Annotated in this window: 14 protein-coding genes and 2 pseudogenes; 10 read left to right on the top strand and 6 right to left on the bottom strand. The window is 67.8% G+C overall.

Annotation, left to right across the window (positions count from 1 at the left end):
• Positions 1 to 2: 2 nt before the first annotated feature.
• Both PUT80_RS38700 and PUT80_RS38695 read right to left on the bottom strand, forming a co-directional pair.
• Entirely contained in the window at positions 3 to 1,265 is a 1,263-nt protein-coding gene (locus PUT80_RS38700; protein ID WP_275295091.1) for an FAD-dependent oxidoreductase, read from the bottom strand.
• On the bottom strand, positions 1,262 to 2,227 hold the full coding sequence (locus PUT80_RS38695; protein WP_037817670.1) for an ornithine cyclodeaminase family protein: 966 nt from the start codon (positions 2,225 to 2,227) through the stop codon (positions 1,262 to 1,264). Before PUT80_RS38695 ends, PUT80_RS38700 begins: the two co-directional genes overlap by 4 nt.
• Before the next feature lie 161 nt (positions 2,228 to 2,388).
• Here PUT80_RS38695 and PUT80_RS38690 point away from each other — a divergent pair, with 161 nt between their 5' ends.
• The 8 genes from PUT80_RS38690 to PUT80_RS38655 all read left to right on the top strand — a co-directional run bounded on the left by PUT80_RS38690 (position 2,389) and on the right by PUT80_RS38655 (position 11,146).
• Positions 2,389 to 3,456 (top strand): DUF917 domain-containing protein, encoded by a 1,068-nt coding sequence (locus tag PUT80_RS38690; protein ID WP_020661376.1) that lies wholly within the window; start codon positions 2,389 to 2,391, stop codon positions 3,454 to 3,456.
• 8 nt (positions 3,457 to 3,464) lie between these two features.
• A complete protein-coding gene (locus PUT80_RS38685; RefSeq protein WP_037817672.1) occupies positions 3,465 to 5,015 on the top strand; it encodes a hydantoinase/oxoprolinase family protein in 1,551 nt (516 codons plus the stop codon).
• Positions 5,016 to 5,026: 11 nt separating this feature from the next.
• Complete coding sequence (locus PUT80_RS38680; protein WP_020661378.1) at positions 5,027 to 5,422, top strand: nuclear transport factor 2 family protein; 396 nt, start codon at positions 5,027 to 5,029, stop codon at positions 5,420 to 5,422.
• Positions 5,419 to 6,462 carry a membrane dipeptidase gene (locus PUT80_RS38675; protein WP_020661379.1) on the top strand — a complete coding sequence of 348 codons (1,044 nt, stop codon included), beginning with the start codon at positions 5,419 to 5,421 and terminating at the stop codon, positions 6,460 to 6,462. Before PUT80_RS38680 ends, PUT80_RS38675 begins: the two co-directional genes overlap by 4 nt.
• A complete protein-coding gene (locus tag PUT80_RS38670) occupies positions 6,459 to 7,235 on the top strand; it encodes an aspartate/glutamate racemase family protein (RefSeq protein WP_051729383.1) in 777 nt (258 codons plus the stop codon). The genes PUT80_RS38675 and PUT80_RS38670 overlap by 4 nt, the downstream gene beginning before the upstream one ends.
• On the top strand, positions 7,232 to 8,215 hold the full coding sequence (locus PUT80_RS38665; protein WP_275295090.1) for a zinc-dependent alcohol dehydrogenase family protein: 984 nt from the start codon (positions 7,232 to 7,234) through the stop codon (positions 8,213 to 8,215). The genes PUT80_RS38670 and PUT80_RS38665 overlap by 4 nt, the downstream gene beginning before the upstream one ends.
• Positions 8,216 to 8,582: 367 nt before the next feature.
• Positions 8,583 to 10,280, top strand: coding sequence for a hypothetical protein (locus tag PUT80_RS38660; protein WP_275295089.1), 1,698 nt, complete (start codon positions 8,583 to 8,585; stop codon positions 10,278 to 10,280).
• A 20-nt stretch (positions 10,281 to 10,300) separates the two neighbouring features.
• Entirely contained in the window at positions 10,301 to 11,146 is an 846-nt protein-coding gene (locus PUT80_RS38655; RefSeq protein WP_275295088.1) for a carcinine hydrolase/isopenicillin-N N-acyltransferase family protein, read from the top strand.
• A gap of 248 nt (positions 11,147 to 11,394) precedes the next feature.
• Here PUT80_RS38655 and PUT80_RS38650 read toward each other — a convergent pair.
• From PUT80_RS38650 to PUT80_RS38635, 4 genes and pseudogenes are all read right to left on the bottom strand, one after another.
• Positions 11,395 to 11,606, bottom strand: a pseudogene (locus tag PUT80_RS38650) (sugar kinase); the annotation flags it as partial.
• A 1,062-nt stretch (positions 11,607 to 12,668) separates the two neighbouring features.
• Positions 12,669 to 13,619: a nucleoside hydrolase gene (locus PUT80_RS38645; RefSeq protein WP_275295087.1), complete on the bottom strand. Its 951-nt coding sequence runs from the start codon at positions 13,617 to 13,619 to the stop codon at positions 12,669 to 12,671.
• 127 nt (positions 13,620 to 13,746) lie between these two features.
• The gene (locus PUT80_RS38640) at positions 13,747 to 14,109 is read right to left on the bottom strand and encodes a cupin domain-containing protein (protein WP_027927857.1); all 363 of its coding nucleotides are present in this window, start codon (positions 14,107 to 14,109) and stop codon (positions 13,747 to 13,749) included.
• A gap of 216 nt (positions 14,110 to 14,325) precedes the next feature.
• Positions 14,326 to 15,423 (bottom strand): aryldialkylphosphatase, encoded by a 1,098-nt coding sequence (locus PUT80_RS38635; protein ID WP_037817681.1) that lies wholly within the window; start codon positions 15,421 to 15,423, stop codon positions 14,326 to 14,328.
• An 865-nt stretch (positions 15,424 to 16,288) separates the two neighbouring features.
• On the opposite strand from PUT80_RS38635, the gene PUT80_RS38630 reads away from it, so the two are divergent.
• Together PUT80_RS38630 and PUT80_RS38625 are read left to right on the top strand one after the other, a co-directional pair.
• On the top strand, positions 16,289 to 17,239 hold the full coding sequence (locus PUT80_RS38630) for a flavin reductase (RefSeq protein WP_037817683.1): 951 nt from the start codon (positions 16,289 to 16,291) through the stop codon (positions 17,237 to 17,239).
• A gap of 618 nt (positions 17,240 to 17,857) precedes the next feature.
• Positions 17,858 to 18,022: pseudogene (locus PUT80_RS38625) on the top strand (IS701 family transposase); the annotation flags it as partial.
• Positions 18,023 to 18,184: the final 162 nt, after the last annotated feature.

Raw genomic sequence — 18,184 nt, 5'->3', positions numbered from 1 at the left:
GATCAGCCTCTCTTGGACCGCGCCAGCCGGTGCCGGTCCGGGGCGAACGGGGCGAGCAGCGGATCGGATTCGCCGGTCACGATCTGCCTGCTCAGCAGCTGCCCGGTAATCGGTCCGAGGGTGATCCCGAGCATCGCGTGGCCAGCCGCGACGTAGATCGGCGCCCGCGTCGGCAGGCGTCCGACGACCGGCAGTCCGTCCGGGGTGAGGGGTCGCAACCCGCTCCAGGCCCGGGGAGCGCGGACCGGCCAGCGGGGGAAGTACGCGCGCATCGCGTTGGCGACACCGGCCGCGCGACGGTGATCGATCTCGCTGTTCTCCGCCCCGAACTCCATCGTTCCGGCAAGACGGATCCCCTGGTCCAACGGCGTCACGGCGACCTTGTGGTCGCTCAGGTACACGGCATGGCCGAGGGTGAACGGCGCTGGACGGTAGTCGAATCCGTAGCCCTTCCCGCCGCGGATGCGGACCGGCTTCGTCACCATCGCGGTGAGTGCGCGAGTGCCGACACCGGCAGCCAGCACCAAAGCACCGGTGGACAAGGAGACGCCGCCCGCGGTCAGGCGCACGCACCCGACGCCTTCGGCGATCTGCGTCACGGGGGCATGAAGACGCAGCCGCACACCGGCTTGCGCGCACGCGGCCGCCAATCCGTCGACCAGGGAAGAAGGGGCGACGTGTTGGTCGCCGCGGCACAGAATGCCACCGACGACGCCCTGGCCCGCCTCCGGCTCCAGCTCCCGGACTTCCCTGCCGGCAAGCAACTCCGCGCCCGGCAGGCCGAGCTTCTCCATGACTGTGAGGTCGTCGAGATGAGACTGAATGCCGTGCTCCTCGACGAAGAGCAGCAGGACGCCGCGGGCGTGCCGCTCGAAGTCCACGCCGAGCCGGACGAGTTCGTCGAATGCCGCGACCGCGCCGACCGCGAGCGACGCGGTCGCCGCCAGCCCCCGCCGGTAGGCCGCGGGACGGGCAGCGAAGAGCATGCGGGCAAGGAAAGAGACGTACCCGGCGGACGGTTCCAGTCCGATCTTGAGGGCGCCTTCTCTGCGGCCGAACCACTTCGCTGCGGCACGAAGCGCTGCCGGAGAAGGCACTGGCTCGCTCATCGAAGGCACAACCCAGCCCGCGTTGTTGCGCGAGGCGCCCGCACCGATGCCGCCGCTGTCGATGACTTCCACGCTCGCGCCGGCCTGAGCCAGGAACAGAGCCGTGGAGAGGCCGACCGCGCCGGCGCCGACAACCGTGACGTCCGGCCGGTTCACCACGGGATCCGCCGTCCCACCCCGGCACCGCTCGCGCGGTCGAGAATCGCCGCGGTGACCGCGGCGTCCTGAATTCCGACGCCGACGGTGTTGTAGTAGGTCCACTCCGCGTCGGGCGGGCGCGTGAAACCCTGGGTGAGCGCTTCCCCCAGAGTCGTGATCCGGTCGAGTCCGAGCACGCCCGCGGCGATTGCGTGCTTGACCGGGCCTGCGTGCTCGAGGGCAGTCGGGGCATCGTCGACGACCACGGCGGACCGGGCAACGATGTCGTCGCCGACCTCGCGCCGGTTCGGCCCGAAGGAGCCGACGCTGATCACCGTCGCACCGGCCGCGAGCCAGTCCGCTTCCAGCACCGGCGTGAGGCTGGTGGTACAAGTGATCACGAGGCCCGCACCGGCGACAGCCTCGCGACCTGACCGGCACGCCGTGATCCGGTCCGAAATGGTGCCGGGTTCCAGATGCGGTGCCCACACGCGAACCTCGGCGCCGGGGTAACGGCGCCTGATCGCGTCCGCGTGCGCGCGACCTTGGGTTCCGTAGCCGATGACCGCCACCGCCTCGGGCGGCGGGGCAAGGGTCTGGGCTGCCAGCAGCGACGCAGCGACCGTGCGCAGTTTCGTGACTGCCTCGCCGTTCACCAGCGCGGCGGGACGCCCGGTCACTGCGTCGAGGGCGACTACCATCGCGTGAATGGTCGGCAATCCGCGGGCGACGTTGGCGGGCACGACGCAACCAATCTTCGCGACCACCCCCGCGTCGAGAGATTGCCTTGCCACGTAAGCGAACGCGGTGTCGCCATGGGTCCCTTCGGAAAGGATCCGGGGCGCGAGGAACGCTTGCCCCGCGGCCAATGCGGTGAACGCCGCACGCTGCGTATCGACGGCCTCCTCCACCGAGAGAAGGCCGTCGACTTCGCTGGCCGTCAGCAGCAGCAGGTCGGATACGTCGGGTAGTTGAGTCACCTCCCCAGCCTGACCGAGCCGCCGATACGCCCCAATGGGCGTTCGGTCCAACGACCTCCGGCGAAGCAGTGCGAAGTGCCCATCGTCGGCGAGCGCGGCCGGGTTCTACCGTCCCTGCCAACGATTCTTCGCAGGACAGCTCGGGAAGGAACACTCGCGACATGCGAAAACTCGCACTGGACGCGCTCGATCAGCTGACGCTGGGCGCGACCCTCCTCGGCACCGGCGGCGGAGGTGATCCGTTCATCGCCAAGCTCATGGTCGAGCAGGCGATCAACGACCACGGTCCCATCGACATCGTGGGCCTCGACGAACTTCCCGCCGCGGCGCAGCTGGCGACCGTGGCGGTCGTCGGCGCGCCGACGGTCATCATCGAAAAGATCCCGTCCGGCAGCGAATTCGCCGATGCGGTGCGCGCGCTCGTCTCCTATCTGGGGCGCGACATCGACGCGATCATGCCGGTCGAGGTCGGCGGCATGAACACCTTGATTCCGCTGGCCGTCGCCGCCGAACTCGGCGTTCCCTGCGTGGACGCCGACGGCATGCGCCGCGCTTTCCCGCAGATCGAGATGACCACGTTCACCCTGGCCGGCCTGTCCGCTTCTCCGATGAGCCTCGCGGACGAGAAGGGCAACCGGATCGCGTTCGAGACTGTCTCGAACCAAGTCGGCGAGAAACTGGTCCGCGGCTCCGCCATGATGCTCGGCCTCGCGAACGCGCTGGCCGCCTATCCGATGACAGTCGCCGAAGCGCGCGACGCGGCCGTGTGGGGTTCGATGCAGTTCTGCAGCGAGATCGGCGGTCTCCTGCGCGCGGTGCAGCGCCAGGAAGACGGAAGCTGGGACCGGTTCCTGGACTTCGCCGACGGCCGGGTCGTGTTCGACGGCAAGATCATCGACCTCGACCGGCGGACCACGACCGGCTTCGCGCGCGGCACGGTCACCGTCGAGGACTTCGCCGACCCGAGCCGGACGCTCCGGATCGAAATCCAGAACGAACTGCTGCTCGCGATCGAGAACGGCCGTCCGGTCGTCACGCCGCCGGACCTGATCTGCATGCTCGATTTCGAGACGGCCGAGCCGATCACCACCGAGAGCCTCGCCTACGGCCAGCGAGTGCGTGTCCTCGGCTTGCCCTGTGCCGACGGCTGGAAGCGCGACGGGATGCTCGACATCGTCGGTCCAGCTGCCTTCGGCTACGACGTCGACTACGTCCCCCTGAAAGGTTGAGCCGCCCCATGAGCCTGAAAATCGGTATCGATGTCGGCGGAACCAACACCGACGCGGTCGTCGTGGACAGCGCCGGCAAGGTCGTCGCCGCCACCAAGTCGGCCACCACCCCCGATCCCTTCGACGGGATCCGCGCGTCGCTGTCCAAGGTTGTCGCCGAGGTCGACCAGGAGCGGATCACCCAGGCGATGCTCGGCACCACCCACCCCGCCAACGCGATCATCCAGCGTCGCGGTCTTCAACGGGTCGGGGTGATCCGGCTAGCGGCACCCGCCTCGCGCGGCGTCCGCCCTGGGGTCTCGTGGCCCGCGGACCTGCTTGAAACGATCATGGGCCCGGCCGAGATCGTCGGCGGCGGCAACGAGTTCGACGGCTCCGAGATCGCCCCGCTCGACGAGGACGCGGTCCGCCGGTTCGCGGCGCGCTGCGCCGGCACGGTCGCCGCGGTCGCGGTGTCCGCGCCCTTCTCCCCCGCGAACCACGTCCACGAACTGCGGGCCGCGGAGATCATCGCCGAGGAACTGGGACCGGACTTCCCCGTGTCGCTGAGCCATCAGGTCGGCGCGCTCGGCCTGCTCGAACGGGAAAATGCCACCGTCCTGAACTCCGCCCTCCTCGGCGTGGCACGGGACGTCGTCAACGGTTTCCAGACCGCGCTGGCGGAGAACGGGCTGAGCATCGACTCCTTCCTGACGCAGAACGACGGCACCCTCATGACCGCCGAGGAGACGGCCCGTTTCCCCGTCCTGACGCTGGGGTCCGGACCGACCAACTCCATGCGGGGCGCCTGCTCGCTCGCCGGCCTCTCCGACGCGCTCGTCGTCGACGTCGGCGGCACCTCGGCCGACATCGGCATCCTCGTCGACGGCTTCCCCCGCGAGTCCACCGCGGCGATCGAGGTCGGCGGCGTGCGCACCAACTTCCGCATGCCGGACTTGATCTCGATCGGCCTCGGCGGCGGCACCGTGGTGCGCGGCACGGGGCGCGGGGTGACCGTCGGGCCCGATTCCGTCGGCTACCGCGTCGTGTCCGAGGCGCTGGTGTGCGGAGGGTCCACCCTCACCCTCTCCGACATCTCCACCCGGGCGGGCCGGCTGACCGGATTCGGCGACCCGGCGTCCGTCGCGTCCCTCTCGCCCAGCACCGTCGATGCTGCCCTGGCGTGGGTGGACGAGCAGATCCGGATCATCGCCGACCGCATGAAAGCCAGCCGGCACGAACTGCCGCTCATCGCCGTCGGCGGCGGCTCCCACCTCGTGCCGGACAAGGTTCCGGGAGTCACCGAAGTGGTTCGGCCCGACCACCACGCCGTGGCCAACGCCTACGGCGCCGCCATCGCGGATGCCTCGGGCACCGTCGATCGAGTATTCCGCTACGAGGACAAAGGCCGCGAGGCGTGCTTGGCCGAGGCCCGGGAACTCGCCGTCAACGCGGCCATCCGCTCGGGCGCGGACCCGGGCGCCGTCCGCATCACGTCCGTCCACGAGGTGCCGCTGTCCTACGTCCCCGGCCAAGCGTGCCGGGTGCAGGTCAAGGCAGCCGGGCCGCTCAAGTCATGAAGGAGCAGACGATGGACGCCGACGCGATCTGGCTCGCCTACAACAGCGCCGAGAACGTCGGCGACTTCGAGACCATGGGATCGCTGGTCGCCGCCGACCTCGACGTCGCCGTCAACGGCCAGCCCGCTGTCGGCTCCGCACAAGACGATTCCGACGCGATGCGCGAACTCCGCGCGGTGTATCCGGACTACCGCCGGCAGGTCGACGAAACCCTCGCCGTCGGCGACCGTGCCGTCGTCCGCTGGCGGATGTCCGGCACCTCGAGCCGGCCGGGCGTGCCGGACCTCGATGTCGCAGGCTGCTCGATCGTGACCGTGACGAACGGGGTGATGAGCTCCGCGTACCTCTACTACGACGGAGCCGCGCTCGACGCCGTGCTCGAAGCCGCCGCAAAGGAGCGCCCATGAGCTACCGGGTGGCGGACTGCCACAACGACCTGCTGATGGCCGTGCGCCATCTGCGCGAACGGGGACGCGAAGACCCCTTCGGCGACTTCTGGCTGCCCCAGCTTCGCCAGGGCGGCGTGAGCCTCCAAGTGCTCCCGGTGGCGACTGAGGAACAGTTCGTGGGCGAGGGCGCGCTGCGCCGGTGTTTGCTGATGATCGAGGAAGCGCGCCACATCGCCGACGTGCACCGCGACGCCGTCGCGCTCGTCTCGACCCGCGCCGAAATCGCCGAGACGATCGCGTCCGGAAAGATCGCGCTCCTGCTGGCGATCGAGGGAGCCGAGCCGCTTGGTCATTCGCTCGAGCTGGTGAACGTGATGCGGCGCGAGGGCGTGCGGATGTGTTCGCTGGCATGGAACCGGCGCACGATGATGGCAGACGGCATCGCCGAGCGCGACACCGGCGGCCGCCTCACCCAACTGGGGATCGACGCCGTGCGGCGCATGGAAGACCTCGGCATCATCGTCGACGTTTCCCACCTTTCCGAGGCCGGCTTCTTCCACCTCGCCGAGGTCGCTCGCAAGCCGTTCATCGCGTCGCACTCCTCTTGCCGTGCGCTGGCCGATCACCCGCGCAACCTCACCGACGAGCAGATCGCGGTGCTCGGCGCGGCCGGCGGATTCCTGGCCGTCAACGCGTTCGGTCCCTTCCTGACCGACGAAGTCCCTACGCTGGACCGGTTCCTGGACCACATGGAGCACGCCATGGGCCTGCTCGGGCCGGACCGGGTGGGACTCGGCACCGACTTCATCGACGACGTCGCCGACGTCGTCGACCCTGTCTTCACCGGCCTCCTCGTCGACTGGACCCAGATCCCCAAAACCGCGGGACTGCAACGCCCAGCCGATTTCGCCGCGCTCGCCGAAGCAGCCGAGAAACGCTTCGGCAGGAACCTGGCGCGGCAAATCCTCGGCGACAACCTCACGGAGTTCATCTGTTCGATGCTCGATGGCCAAACCGCCGAAGAGGCGACATCGCACCGTCAAGGAGCAAGCACGTGACACGGAGAATCCTCTGGCTCAACCCCGTCATGAACAGTGCCTACGACGTCCCGATCGGCGACAGCCTGCGTGCTGAGGCGCGGGAGGACACCCGCTTGGACGTGGCGTCGCTCGACGGAACCGGGCCCGTCCACCTCGAATACAACGCGTACGAACTGATGGTGGCCGAGCCCTCGCTGCGGACCGTGCTCTGGGCCGAGCAGCAGTGCTACGACGCCATGGTGATCGGATGCTTCTACGACCCGTTTGTACGCGCCGCGAAAGAGGTGACCAGGCGGATGCCAGTCACCGCCCCGGCCGAGGCCTGCATCCGGGTCGCCCAGTCGGTCGGCGAACGGTTTTCCGTGCTCGTGGGGCGCGCGAAGTGGATTCCCGAGATGGAGGAGAACATCCACCGTTACGGGGCGGAGCGTTCGCTCGCCTCCTTCCGAGAACTCGGCATGGGCGTCAACGACTTCCAGACCGACCCGGCGTTCACCGAGCGACGCATCCTCGAAGAGGCGCGCGCCGCCGTCGAGCAGGACCGGGCCGACGCCGTGATCCTCGGCTGCACCATCGAGTTCGGGTTCTACCGCACCCTGCAGGCGGAACTGGGCGTGCCCGTCATCGACGCCACCGTCGCCCCGCTCCGCTATGCCGAGTTCCTCGCCGACGTCGCGACGCTGCAGGGCTGGACAGTGTCCGGACGCTTGGGCTATCAGAGCCCGGCAGCGGCCGAATACTCCGGCTTCCTGGCCCCGTTGGAGCCGAACCTGACCAAGGATCCGCGATGAGCGAGGCCGTCTACTTCACCGAGTTCGGGGGCCCCGAGGTCCTGCGTGTCGGACCGTGGCCGGAACAACCGCTCGGCGAGCGCGACGTGCGCATCAGGGTCTCGGCGTTCGCGCTCAACCGCGCGGACCTCATGTACCTGGCCGGCGAGCACTACACAATCCCCGCTTTCCCGTCCCGAATAGGCTCTGAAGCCTGCGGAGTGGTCACCGAGACCGGCTCCGAGGTCACCGCGTTCGTTCCCGGAGACAGGGTCACCACCATCCCGTTTTTCACGCAGAACGGCGTCCAGGGCATTAGTGCGGTCGTGCCGGACGATTACGTCACCACCGCGCCCGACGGGCTCGACGACCATGAGGCAACCGCGGTTTGGATGCAGTACCTGACACCGTATTTCGCGTTCAAGGAAGTCTGCGATCTCGGCGAGGGAGACGCAGTCCTGATCACAGCCGCGTCCAGCTCCGCCGGACTGGGCGCGCTACAGCTGTGCCGGGAGCTCGGCGTGGCCGCGATCGCGACCACCCGGTCGCCAGCGAAGGCGGAGATCCTGCGGCAATCGGGCGCGAGCGAGGTGGTCGTAGGCGACGAGAACCTGCCGAAGGCGATCTCCCGCGCCAGCAACGGAAAAGGACTGCAGGCGGCATTCGACCCCCTCGGCGGCGATTCGCTGCAGCGCTACGCCGACCACCTGGCTCCGGGCGCGACCGTCTTCGGGTACGGCACGCTGACCGAACGCCAGCCAGTGGTCCCAGCTGCCGCCATGTGCCGGGCGCGAGCGGTGTTCCACCCGTACTCGATGTTCAACCACGTGGACGACCCTGGCCAGCGTGCCCGCGGAATAGCCCTGGTCAGCGAAGCCATCCGGTCCGGGCGCCTCCGGCCCCGCGTCGACCGGGTCTTCGGCTTCGAACACGTGGTGGACGCGTACCGGTACATGCAATCCGGCAACCAGGCGGGGAAGATCGTCGTGACGGTTCCCTGACCTCTTCTCGGGGAAGTGAACGTCCTCCGGGTTCTCGGTGGAAGTACACCACGTGCGCGGGAGCTCTGCACCTAGCGTCTCGTGAAGCCGGTGTCTTTGCTTTGCAGGGTTGTCGACGAGTTTCTTGATGTTGGTCTGGTCGAGGCGGACCTTGACACCGGTGAAGGCGCGGCGAGCCAGGCCCCGGAAGGGCCCCTTGCGGGAATCTGAGTCCGGCGAGGGCCCCTTCACGGCAGTTCCGCAGTAAAGCGAACAGAGTCGCGCGGCACTTGTGGGCTAGCGCCGAGACGCTGGCCCGGGTCACGCGGCGGAGCGCACGCAGGCTCGTGAGAGTCCCCCGCCTTCGACGAATTTCTGAGGAGAGACAGTGAGCGATACCGGTGACCTGCCCGCGCGAATCGGCTCCGGCAGCGTCGCACGCGACGACTACGCCTTGGGCAAGGTGCCGCCCACCTGGCGCTATCGCACGTCCGAGATCGTGCTTTCGCTGACGGGCGGTGCCACGGCGGCCATCTTCCTTTCGCTGCCCGCCGGACTGGCGGCATCTTTCGGCATCGCGAACGTGCTCGTCGCGATCGTTTACGCGGTCCTGGTGCAGACCCTGCTCAACGTGCTGTATGTCAAGACCGCCTCGCGCACTGGACTGGGCTCCGCACTCATGTCGCGCGGCCTCGCCCTCGGCTTCGACGGCGCTGCCTGGACCACGCTGCTCTACTGGGTGAGCTGGCTGACCTACTTCGCGACCGAAGGCCAGATCCTCTCCAGCGCCTTGTCCGCGCAGACGGGCATCCCGGTGAAGGTCTCGTACCTGCTGGTGGGTTTGGTGTTCCTGCCGCTGGTGCTGTATGGGTTGCAGTTCGTCGCCAAGTTCCAGAAATGGACGCTCTACGCCTACGTCGTCGGACTCGCGGCACTGCTGGTCATCGTGCTGTCCCGAGCGGATCTGTCGGTGACGCGCGAGTTCATCGCCGCGCACGTGGGCAGTGTGGGCGGAATCGGGCTGCTCGGCGCGGTCGCGTCGTACAACGGACTGGTCGGCAACGTGGCGTTCGGGCACGCCGACATGGGACGGCTGCTCGCGAACGACCACAGCCTCGTCCGCAGCGGCCGCCGCGGCGCACTGTGTGTCGCGCTGCTGCCGTACGCCTTCGGCGCCTACGTCATCGCCGGCGCGATCGGCCTGCTCCTGTGGGCGGCCTCGGGCGGCGATGCCAACCCGGGCCAGTACATGGTGGCCATCATGGGCGTCGGCGGCTTCCTGCTCATCGTGATCACTCAACTGCGGATCAACCTGATCAACGCCTACAGTGGCTCGTTGTCGCTGGCGAACTTCTTCTCCCGTCTGCGTTTCACGCCGGGACGATCGGTCTGGGCGGTCGTCATGGTCGTGCTCGGCACTCTGGCGATGTACCTCAACGTCCTCGACCACCTGGGCACCGTCCTCGCCGTCGAGGGAGTGCTGCTGGCCGCCTGGATCGGCGTCAGCATCGCCGACCTGCTGCTGGTCCGGGGGCGGGGCGGACACGGGCCGGACAACGGCCGGTTCATCGAGTACCGCCGCGCCATGCTGCGCCACTGGAACTGGTCCGGGGTAGTCCCCCTGTTCGCCGCGACCGTCGTCGGCTCCTTTCTGGCCGTGGGCGGCCTTCTTGGACATCTGGGCGGCCAGGTCACGCTCTACCTGTCCAACTGGGTCAGCTTCCTGATCGCCGGCGGCCTGACCTGGTGGCTGGGCACGCGCGCTCGTGGCCGCGGCTACGCGATCCGCCCTCGGATCGCCTGGCCGCGAGAAGATCTCGTCGTCGAGTGCCCCCTCGACGGCGAGGTGGTCAGCACCGACGACCTGTTCCCGTGCCCGTACCACAAGCAGTGGATCTGTTCTCAGGACTGCATGCACACCAAGGAGTGCGGCGACGCCTGCCGCTCCATGCCGGAGCCGGTCCTGGTGCAGATCGCGCAACTGCCGCCGCGCACGCCCGGCCTCGAGGCGGCCAACGCGCGTCTGCGCGGCAAAACCCGGCCGCCGCAGACGGCAGCCCGCAATGCTGATTCCGCATCGGAGTAGTCATGTGTTTCCTGGCAGGAATGAACGGCCCGCGGCACTGGCTGCTGGCCAGCAACAGCGACAACCCGTACGCCACAAAGAATCATCTGCTGGCCGCGAGCGGCGAACGCCACTCGTACTTGGCAGTCCGGGTCGTCGTGCCGCCGGCCGACGTGCTCGTGCCGTGGGCGGGAATGCTCACTCGCGGAGTCAACAGTGCCGGGCTCGGCTTCACCTACGCGTTCGTGCCGGAGCGGAACATGGCGGACTACCCCACGCAGGAGTGGTCCGCCGGGATGCTCGCGAATGCGTCCACTGTGGACGAGGCGGTGGCCTACCTGCGCGAGGACAGCACGCTGCCGGGCAACTACCTGCTCGCCGACCGCGCAGGCGCCATGGCAGCGGTAGAGGTGGGAGGCGGACGGGTGGCGGTGTGCGGTCCCGCGACCGGCACCGAAGCGCGAGCCAATGTGTGGCAGCGCCTCGCCGAAAACCCGGCTCCTGCCTGGGACGAGGCCACCGCGTCGACACACCGGCACGGCCGGGGCAGCGAGCTGCTCGGCGCGCTGGACAGCGCTACACCGGAAGCGTTGCGGCAGGTTCTGCGGGATCACCAGGAAGACGGCGAGCCGGCCGGAAAGCACGGCCGGTCGTTGTGCAACCACGGCACGAGCGACGGTACAATCTCCAGCGAAATCATCGACCCGGCCGGGCACCTGTGGTTTGGTTTCGGATTCCCGTGCGGGCGGTCCCGAGGGTACGAGCAGGACAGCCGCAGGCCGTGGGGACGGGTGGTCCGCTTCTCGCTGCCGGAGGATTCCGAAAGCGGGGACCTCACCACCGCTGACGGCGCTATCACGCCCCTTGGCGTGCGGCTCATGTCCTGACCGCGCCCCCCTCCAGCGCGCTGGTGCGATCATGCGGGTCGGTGACGAACGGACGGCGCGGGGCATCGGACGGGCCGGAAGGTCGTCGCGGGTCTGAAGTGACGACGGCCGGCTTTCGTTCACCGCGCTCGCGCGCGGTCCGGCGGCCCCGGATCCCGCGCCCGCCAGCGGATCGCACCCCTGGTCGCCGAGACCGGAACGCCCGCCTCCGGCGGGTCGCCGCCGCGGCCCGCCGGAGGCGGGCTGTCTCAAGCGACCGCCTCGGCCAGCTGCGGGTGCCCGGCCGGGCTGCCGAGGTCAAGCCAGCGGGCCAGCCGGTCGGGCGCGAACAGCTCGTCGAGGACCCATGAAGGCCGCGCCCACGACACCGGCGCGGGCCCAGCGAGGAGCTGGCGATCCGCGGGTCGCGGGTGGCCAGCGGCAGCGACCGGCGGTAGATCGCCTCCCGGATGGCCGCCAACGGATCAGCCTGCTGTCTGGCCGCGCTCACCAGAACGGTCCCTTGAGCATGCCTGAGCTTCCGCCTAGGCTTTTGCCGCCTGCCGCCCCAGACCCCCGGCGAATCGGACGGAGACAGAATAGATCGCCGGGGAAGCCGATCCTCTCTGGCCACTCCGGCGAATCGTGATGCGGTCCCGGGCGCTCGCCTGCGCCGGGACGCAACAGCGCGGACCGGCCGGACGAGGGGGCCGGCCGGTCTGCCTGGCTGAGTCGGCGCCGAGAGTATTGCCGGCCGGGGCCGATCGGGTTGAGGGGAGCCATCGACGGGAACCCGGATTCGTAATGCCTCGGCCAGGCGGCCGGAACGTCCGGCGAGCGCGGAGACAGCGCACGAGCCGCGCATCGGATCGGTCTCGAATTGCACCAGCCGCACAGGGCGGCGTCCGCATCGGCCGGCCCAGCATACCGACCGGGAGCCACTCGACGACGCAGCAGAATATGCGAGGGCCAGCAGGGCTGACTGCCGTGCGGGCTCCCAGGTTCCCGGCAGCCACGCTCCCAGGCGGAGTGAGGTCGCGAGCCTGTCCCGCAGCAAGGCAGAGGACACCGGGTCCTGCCGCAGCGGCGCGGCCGATCGAGCTACCCCCGGGAAACGACGAGGCGCGCCGGATGACCTTGCCACGAGCGTCAAAGGCCGACGAGGCCCTCGTCATCGGCTGCCTTTCGAAATTCAGCGAGAGCATCGTCACCGTTGCCCGGAATCCGATTCGCCGCCGCTGTGAATCGGCAATCCCCACCCCTCGGTGCCACCAGCGGTCTCCCCGCAGGCAACTCCCGACGAGACACGGTCACCGGCAGCGGCTCGAGGCACCGCAAGCTCCCGGCCAAGCATTGCTATTTCGCAGCATGGGCACCGGGGAGGCGCGCGGCCAGGTCAGCCCCGACCTCGGCCAGCCCCGCCCACTTGCTGCCTCCGCGAGGAAGTCGCGTTACCCCGATGCGCACCGAAGCTGCCCGAAGCCGACTGGATCAACCAGCCCTCACCGGAGGCCCTCATACAGACCGGCTGGCAAGACGAGCATCAAACTGCTCGACATGTTCCGCGAAGGCACTCGTCGAGAATCCGGTGAAATCGAGCCGAATCCGCGTGCTTCGCGAAACGGGCATTCGCCGGCTCGCCTCGGTACCCGTGGAAGTCGACGGTTGTGCGCCCGTAGTTGTGCGGGCTCACCGTGTCGACCTCCACGTACGCCTCCGTGATGTCAAGGACTTTCGGGTCGATCGCATACGCAACGCACAACGCGTCATGCGGCGGCGCAGACGAGCCGACTCCGACAGGGCTGACAGACGCCTGGTAACCATCGATGTAGTATTCGGTCACAGCGGCCGCGACGTCTCCGGCGCGCGTTCCCAGCGCTCGATAGCGGTGCAAGTCGTCCCGGCTGACGAGCACTTCGTGCGTCGCGTCGAGCGCGGCCATCGTAAGGCGCGTGATGCCAGCTCTGAGCACTACGTTCGCTGCGACGGCGTCGGTGAACATGTTGAACTCAGCGGCCAGGGTTCTATTCCCGAAGGTCGATGCTCCGCCCATGAGGACGACCTCGTCGATCGCATCGAGGATGTCGGGCGCGACGGTGATCGCGGCGGCGATGTTGGTGAGCGGAGCGACCGAGATCAGCGTGACCTGCCTTGTTGTCTGGCGCAGAGTCTCGATGAGCCATTCGACGCCGTGCCGACTGAGTGGTTGAAGCCCTGACGTGCCAACAGGCAATGTGCTCTCATGGAATACGTCCTCCACCTCGTTCGCCCCCGACGTGTAAGGCCTCGGAGCAAAGGGACGCGAGAGCCCGGCGTGGACCTCGATGTCGCTCCTGTCGATCGCGTTCAGCACCCGGAGAGTGTTGTCGGTGGTCTCTTCGAGCGAGAGGTTGCCGGCAACAGTCGTGCAACCGAGAAGCTCGATGGCGGGATGAGTCGCGGCCATGATGATTGCGACAGCGTCGTCGTTGCCGGTGTCGACATCGAGGATCACGGGACGGCGTGACATACGGGCCTCTCAAGATCGGGTTGATGGGGATTCGGGGACACGCTGGGCGATGGCTGCGGACAAGTCCCGCCGTACTCGGATCGACAACCGCGAGTCGGGCGCGCGCCGGCGGTCACGAGGAACGATGCTGGGCTCCGGAGTCCGACCAGACGGACACCTTGCGCAATCGCTCGAAGGTGCGCCAGGTGTTCCGTTGGCCGGCATTGAGGCGGACGACGTCGCCTGGGCCGATCTGGAGCCGCTCCTTCGTGTCCTCGAATGTCACTTCGGCGCGGCCCTCGAGAACGACGAAGATCTCGTCGGCAGTCAGCCCGCCGATGAGACCCGGCTCCGCCTCCCACACCCCGACGTTGACGCCATCGACCATTCCGATGTGACAGGCCCCCGTATGGATGGTTGTGCACCTGTCTTCCAGGGACTCGTAGCCCTCTGCAACGAGGTCGTAGTTGAATGCATTCCCGAGGTATTGCGTCACCTTCTTGGTCCTTTCGATGCGTGAATCCTGTTGTCGCAGCTGTCGCGCGAGCTCTTCGTCGCTACACTGCCTGCGACGCTTCCAGCCGTGCCGTCAAGGACGACCCCTCTGGGCAGGCCCCGCGGCCGCGCGTCCCTCCGACAGGTACCGGCAATTGCGGAGTGCTCAGGCGAGCGCAAGGCAAGTCGCTTCTGCTGTGCGTGGTCTCCCCTGCGTTCACCTCCGCGCTCCCGAGCCGCTGTCGCCAGCGGCCGAGGCAAGCGCGGAACCGACGAACAGGCGCCGGGGGTTGGCCGTCAGCAGATCGGCGGTCACCCCGCCCGGCACGCCGTGGCGCTGGAGCCGAGGGAGGAACAGCCGAGGCACGTAGCCGAGGCCGTTTCCCCCGTTCCGCGTCCACATGTTCTTGAGCGACAGGTCATGGCTGAGGAGGAGGCGGGAGGCGTGCCCAGCCGCGACGAGGCGCGCGATCGCCGCGGCCGTCTGTTCCGGCGCAGGCGACTGTCCCTCGCCCGGAAAGTAGTTGGACATGCCGATCATGTCGAACTCGAGCCAGACACCCCGATCAGCTACTTCGCGTTGGTAGACAACGTCCTCGCCGGATGGATCCATGTGACAGAGGACCACTGCCTCCGGCGCAACGCCCTCCTCGGTCAGGACAATGTCCAGCACCTCGAAGGCACGGCGTTGCCATCCCGGCAGGTGGATGAGAAGCGGTACGCCCAGTGCCAACTGAGCCCGAGCCGCCGCGCGGAGGCGGACCTCTTCTGCTTCGGTGAACTCGGGCGAGACGCCGATCTCTCCGATGACACCCGGCTTCGCCCCCGTGTCGCCGACGCCGTGCGCGAACTCGGCGAGGATCTGCGCGCAGAGCTCCGCTGCAGTGGCCAGGGCGGTCCCCCTGTCGTGATACCGGTGCACGTACCAACCAGAACCCATGACGATATTGAGACCGGTTCGCACCGAGATCTCGCGCAGCGCACGAGGGTTTCGACCGATGTCTCCGTTGGTGCAGTCAACGACCGTCCGTCCTCCTGCGTCGATGAAACACTGGAGTTCATCGACCGCGGCCGCGGTGTCTTCTAAGCGTGCGTTGTCGTAGCAGCAGGACGGATCCTCTGTGAGCAGCCAACGGATCGAGGGATCCACACGGCGAGCGAAGACACCGCGGTCAACGGCGCACTGCGGTTTGCGCAGGGCCTTCGTCCAGTCACAGATGAGGTGCTCGTGCGTCAGCGTCGTTCCGAGCTTGTCGGCCGGCACGGGACCCAGGACGGCGTTGACCTGGACCTGGCTGGCAGAGGCTTCGTCCATAGGTGCGATTCCCTCATTGAATTCACGGTGCCGCGCCGCCGCGGCGCCCACAGACACTCGAATCGTTTCTAGTCGGAGCATAGCTCAGCGAGAACCACCCGCGCGGCAGCCGCATGGCATCCCCGACTTGAGCGCGCGTCGTTTCCGGATGCACAGATCGGCACCAGCACCTCGTCGGGCGCGCGATCGAGACCTGCGAGAGGATCAGCGCTAGGCTGCTCACGGCGCCTGCAGCATGGGCTTACACCCGCCGCTTGCTGGACGAATCCCTTCGCAGAGGCACCTTGGCCGACGTCGAGCGCACCGTCGGCCAGCGGTCAACCGGCATGCCGGTTGACCGGCAGCGAGCGCGCTGTTTTCCGCGCAACGCTGGCTCCAAAACCGCGAGGCCAAGGGCTTGGAGCAGTTGGCAACGCGCCGCAACAGGCAACGGGGCACAGACCCGCCGGGTTCCCTTCACGCGCGACCGCGCCGGTTCGGGAGCCCGCACGCTAAAGCAACGCCCCCGCCCCACGTCGGCGGACAGCCGGCGCGCTGCGATCGTGGGGGCGGCAGAAGGATGCGGGCCCTGCCACGACTGCTCGCGGTCAAGAGCAGCCGGAGCTGTATCGAATCGCTTCCACAGGTGCCCTGAAGCGCTGTATCGCACTTCTATCGCCAGAAATGACAAGAGCGGAGAGGTCGTTGACACCGAAAGTAGAATCGATAATACTTTTGCCCCAGAGCGTACCTGCAGTCCATGCGCCCAGCGAGGCCCGCGGCCGAGTTCGCACACCCCGGGGGGGGGACTCGGCAAAGTCGACCAGACCGAGCCGCAACCGTGGAGTCGTGTGCCTCTCGGTGCCAGAAGTGAGGATGAGAAGAGATGTCGGACTTCAAAGACCTGGTGCGTTCGGCCTGGGATGCAGCCTGGAACCGAGGCGACTCCGATGCCTTGGACGAGATCGTCCACGCCGACTACGAGTTGGAGAACGCCGGGCTGGGGAGCACCTCAGGGCTGGCCGAGCTCAAGCGCCAGGTTCACGACATGCGGATGTCCATCCCGGACCTGCAGACGACGGTGGACAGCATCGTCGTGGACGGCGACGACTTCGCGCTTTTCTGGTCGGCAACCGGTACGTTCATGAACGCGTTCGGCGACGTCCCCCCGACAAGGTCTGCGCTGCACGCCCGAGGCGCAGTACAGGGAACGCTCCGCGACGGCCGGATCATTCGCGAGCGCGTGACCTGGGATCCGTCGGTCGACATGCTGTCCGACCTCGGAGCACCTGGCCTGGGATCGGCGCTCGAAGCGTCCGCCGCGTTCACCGGCACGGGCGACGCGGACGAGATGCCCAGCATCGAGGATCTCAAGGAGTTCAACCGGAAGTTCGTCACCGGTGTGACCGTGGTGACGACCATGGACTCCGCAGATCGGCCCCGCGGACTGGCTGTCAGCGCTTACATGCCCATCTCGCTGGACCCGCCGCTGGTGGCCTTGTGCGTGCAGAAGACATCCTCGACCTACCCGTCGCTCTTCGAATCCAAGCACCTTGGCATCAACATCATCGCTAACACACAGCGTGCGGTCATCGACAGATTCGCGTCCAAATCGGACGACAAGTTCGCCGGGCTCGATTGGCACTCCGGGCCGGACAATTCCCCTCTGATCCGCGGGTCTGCCGCATCGATCGAGGCAGAGATCAAAGAACGCTTCCGCGCAAAAACGCATGTTCTGATCGTTGCGCAAGTCACCTACCTGGAAGTTTCCAGCTCGGATCCGATGGTCTACAAGGCTGCGAAGTTTTACGACGGGGCCACGCTGGAAGAGATGTAGCCGCACGAGGCCACGGCGTTGGTGACGCCTGCGCGAAGCTGGGTGGCTGGTTTCCCGCCGCGGTGCGCGCTCGAAGCCAGCTCCTCTCTGTCAAGTCCCGGCGTGTGTTGAAGGGGTAGGCAGGTTGTCGGGCGGCGGCAGATGACAGTGGCAAGCCGTCGTTTGAGGCAGCACATGGCTTCGCGGCGACCGTTGCCGTCTGCGCGCTTGCACTGGCAGTAAGTTCACGCCGGGGCGTGGCTGAGTGCGATGAGATGCGGTGCGTGGTTGAGCTCCGGCCCCCGGTGCGGGATAGCCAGCGGCGTGTCACGTCGCCAGAGGAGAACTCAATGGGCGCGATGCCGCAGCAGGACGCAAAAGGGATCGGCGTGGGAACCGGTCGAGTGACCCGAAACGACTGACCATGCGGGCAGCCAGGACGGGACCGCCCTCCGGGCAGGTGCAGCAATCTCGGTTCGAGGTGCCCACGGCCATCCGGTCGGCGAGCTGCCCAAGACATCCACCGGGAAGATCCAGAAGTACCTGTTGCGACGCGTGATCGCCGCCGGCTCGCTCCAGAGAATGCGGTGAGTGTGTCTGCGGCCCTGAGATATTCCTTTTCACTACAGGCATTTCACGGAGTGCTTCCAGCAGGCCAAGAACGCGGCCGGGCTGGATCGCCGCCAGGTCCGGTCCGGGCGGGCGTGGTCCGCGCACACCACCCTGTCCATGCTCGCGCCCGCCTGGCTGCCCACGACCAGAACCATCGCCGTAAAAGGGGAATCGGTGTCCGCGATGCGGTGATCGGCTATCCAGCACGCGATCCGCCGGCTCTTGATCTGAGGTTCACCCCGGGTAGTGGACACCGAGTTAGCAGGATCAGTCGTCCTGCTGAAAGGATGTCCTCATGCCTCCTCGCAAGCGCCGGTCGTACACGGCTGAGTACAAGGTCGAGGCTGCTCATCG

The sequence above is a fragment of the Amycolatopsis sp. La24 genome, from assembly GCF_029087445.1.
Lineage (GTDB): Bacteria > Actinomycetota > Actinomycetes > Mycobacteriales > Pseudonocardiaceae > Amycolatopsis > Amycolatopsis nivea.
This window is presented reverse-complemented; position numbering and strand designations above follow the sequence as displayed.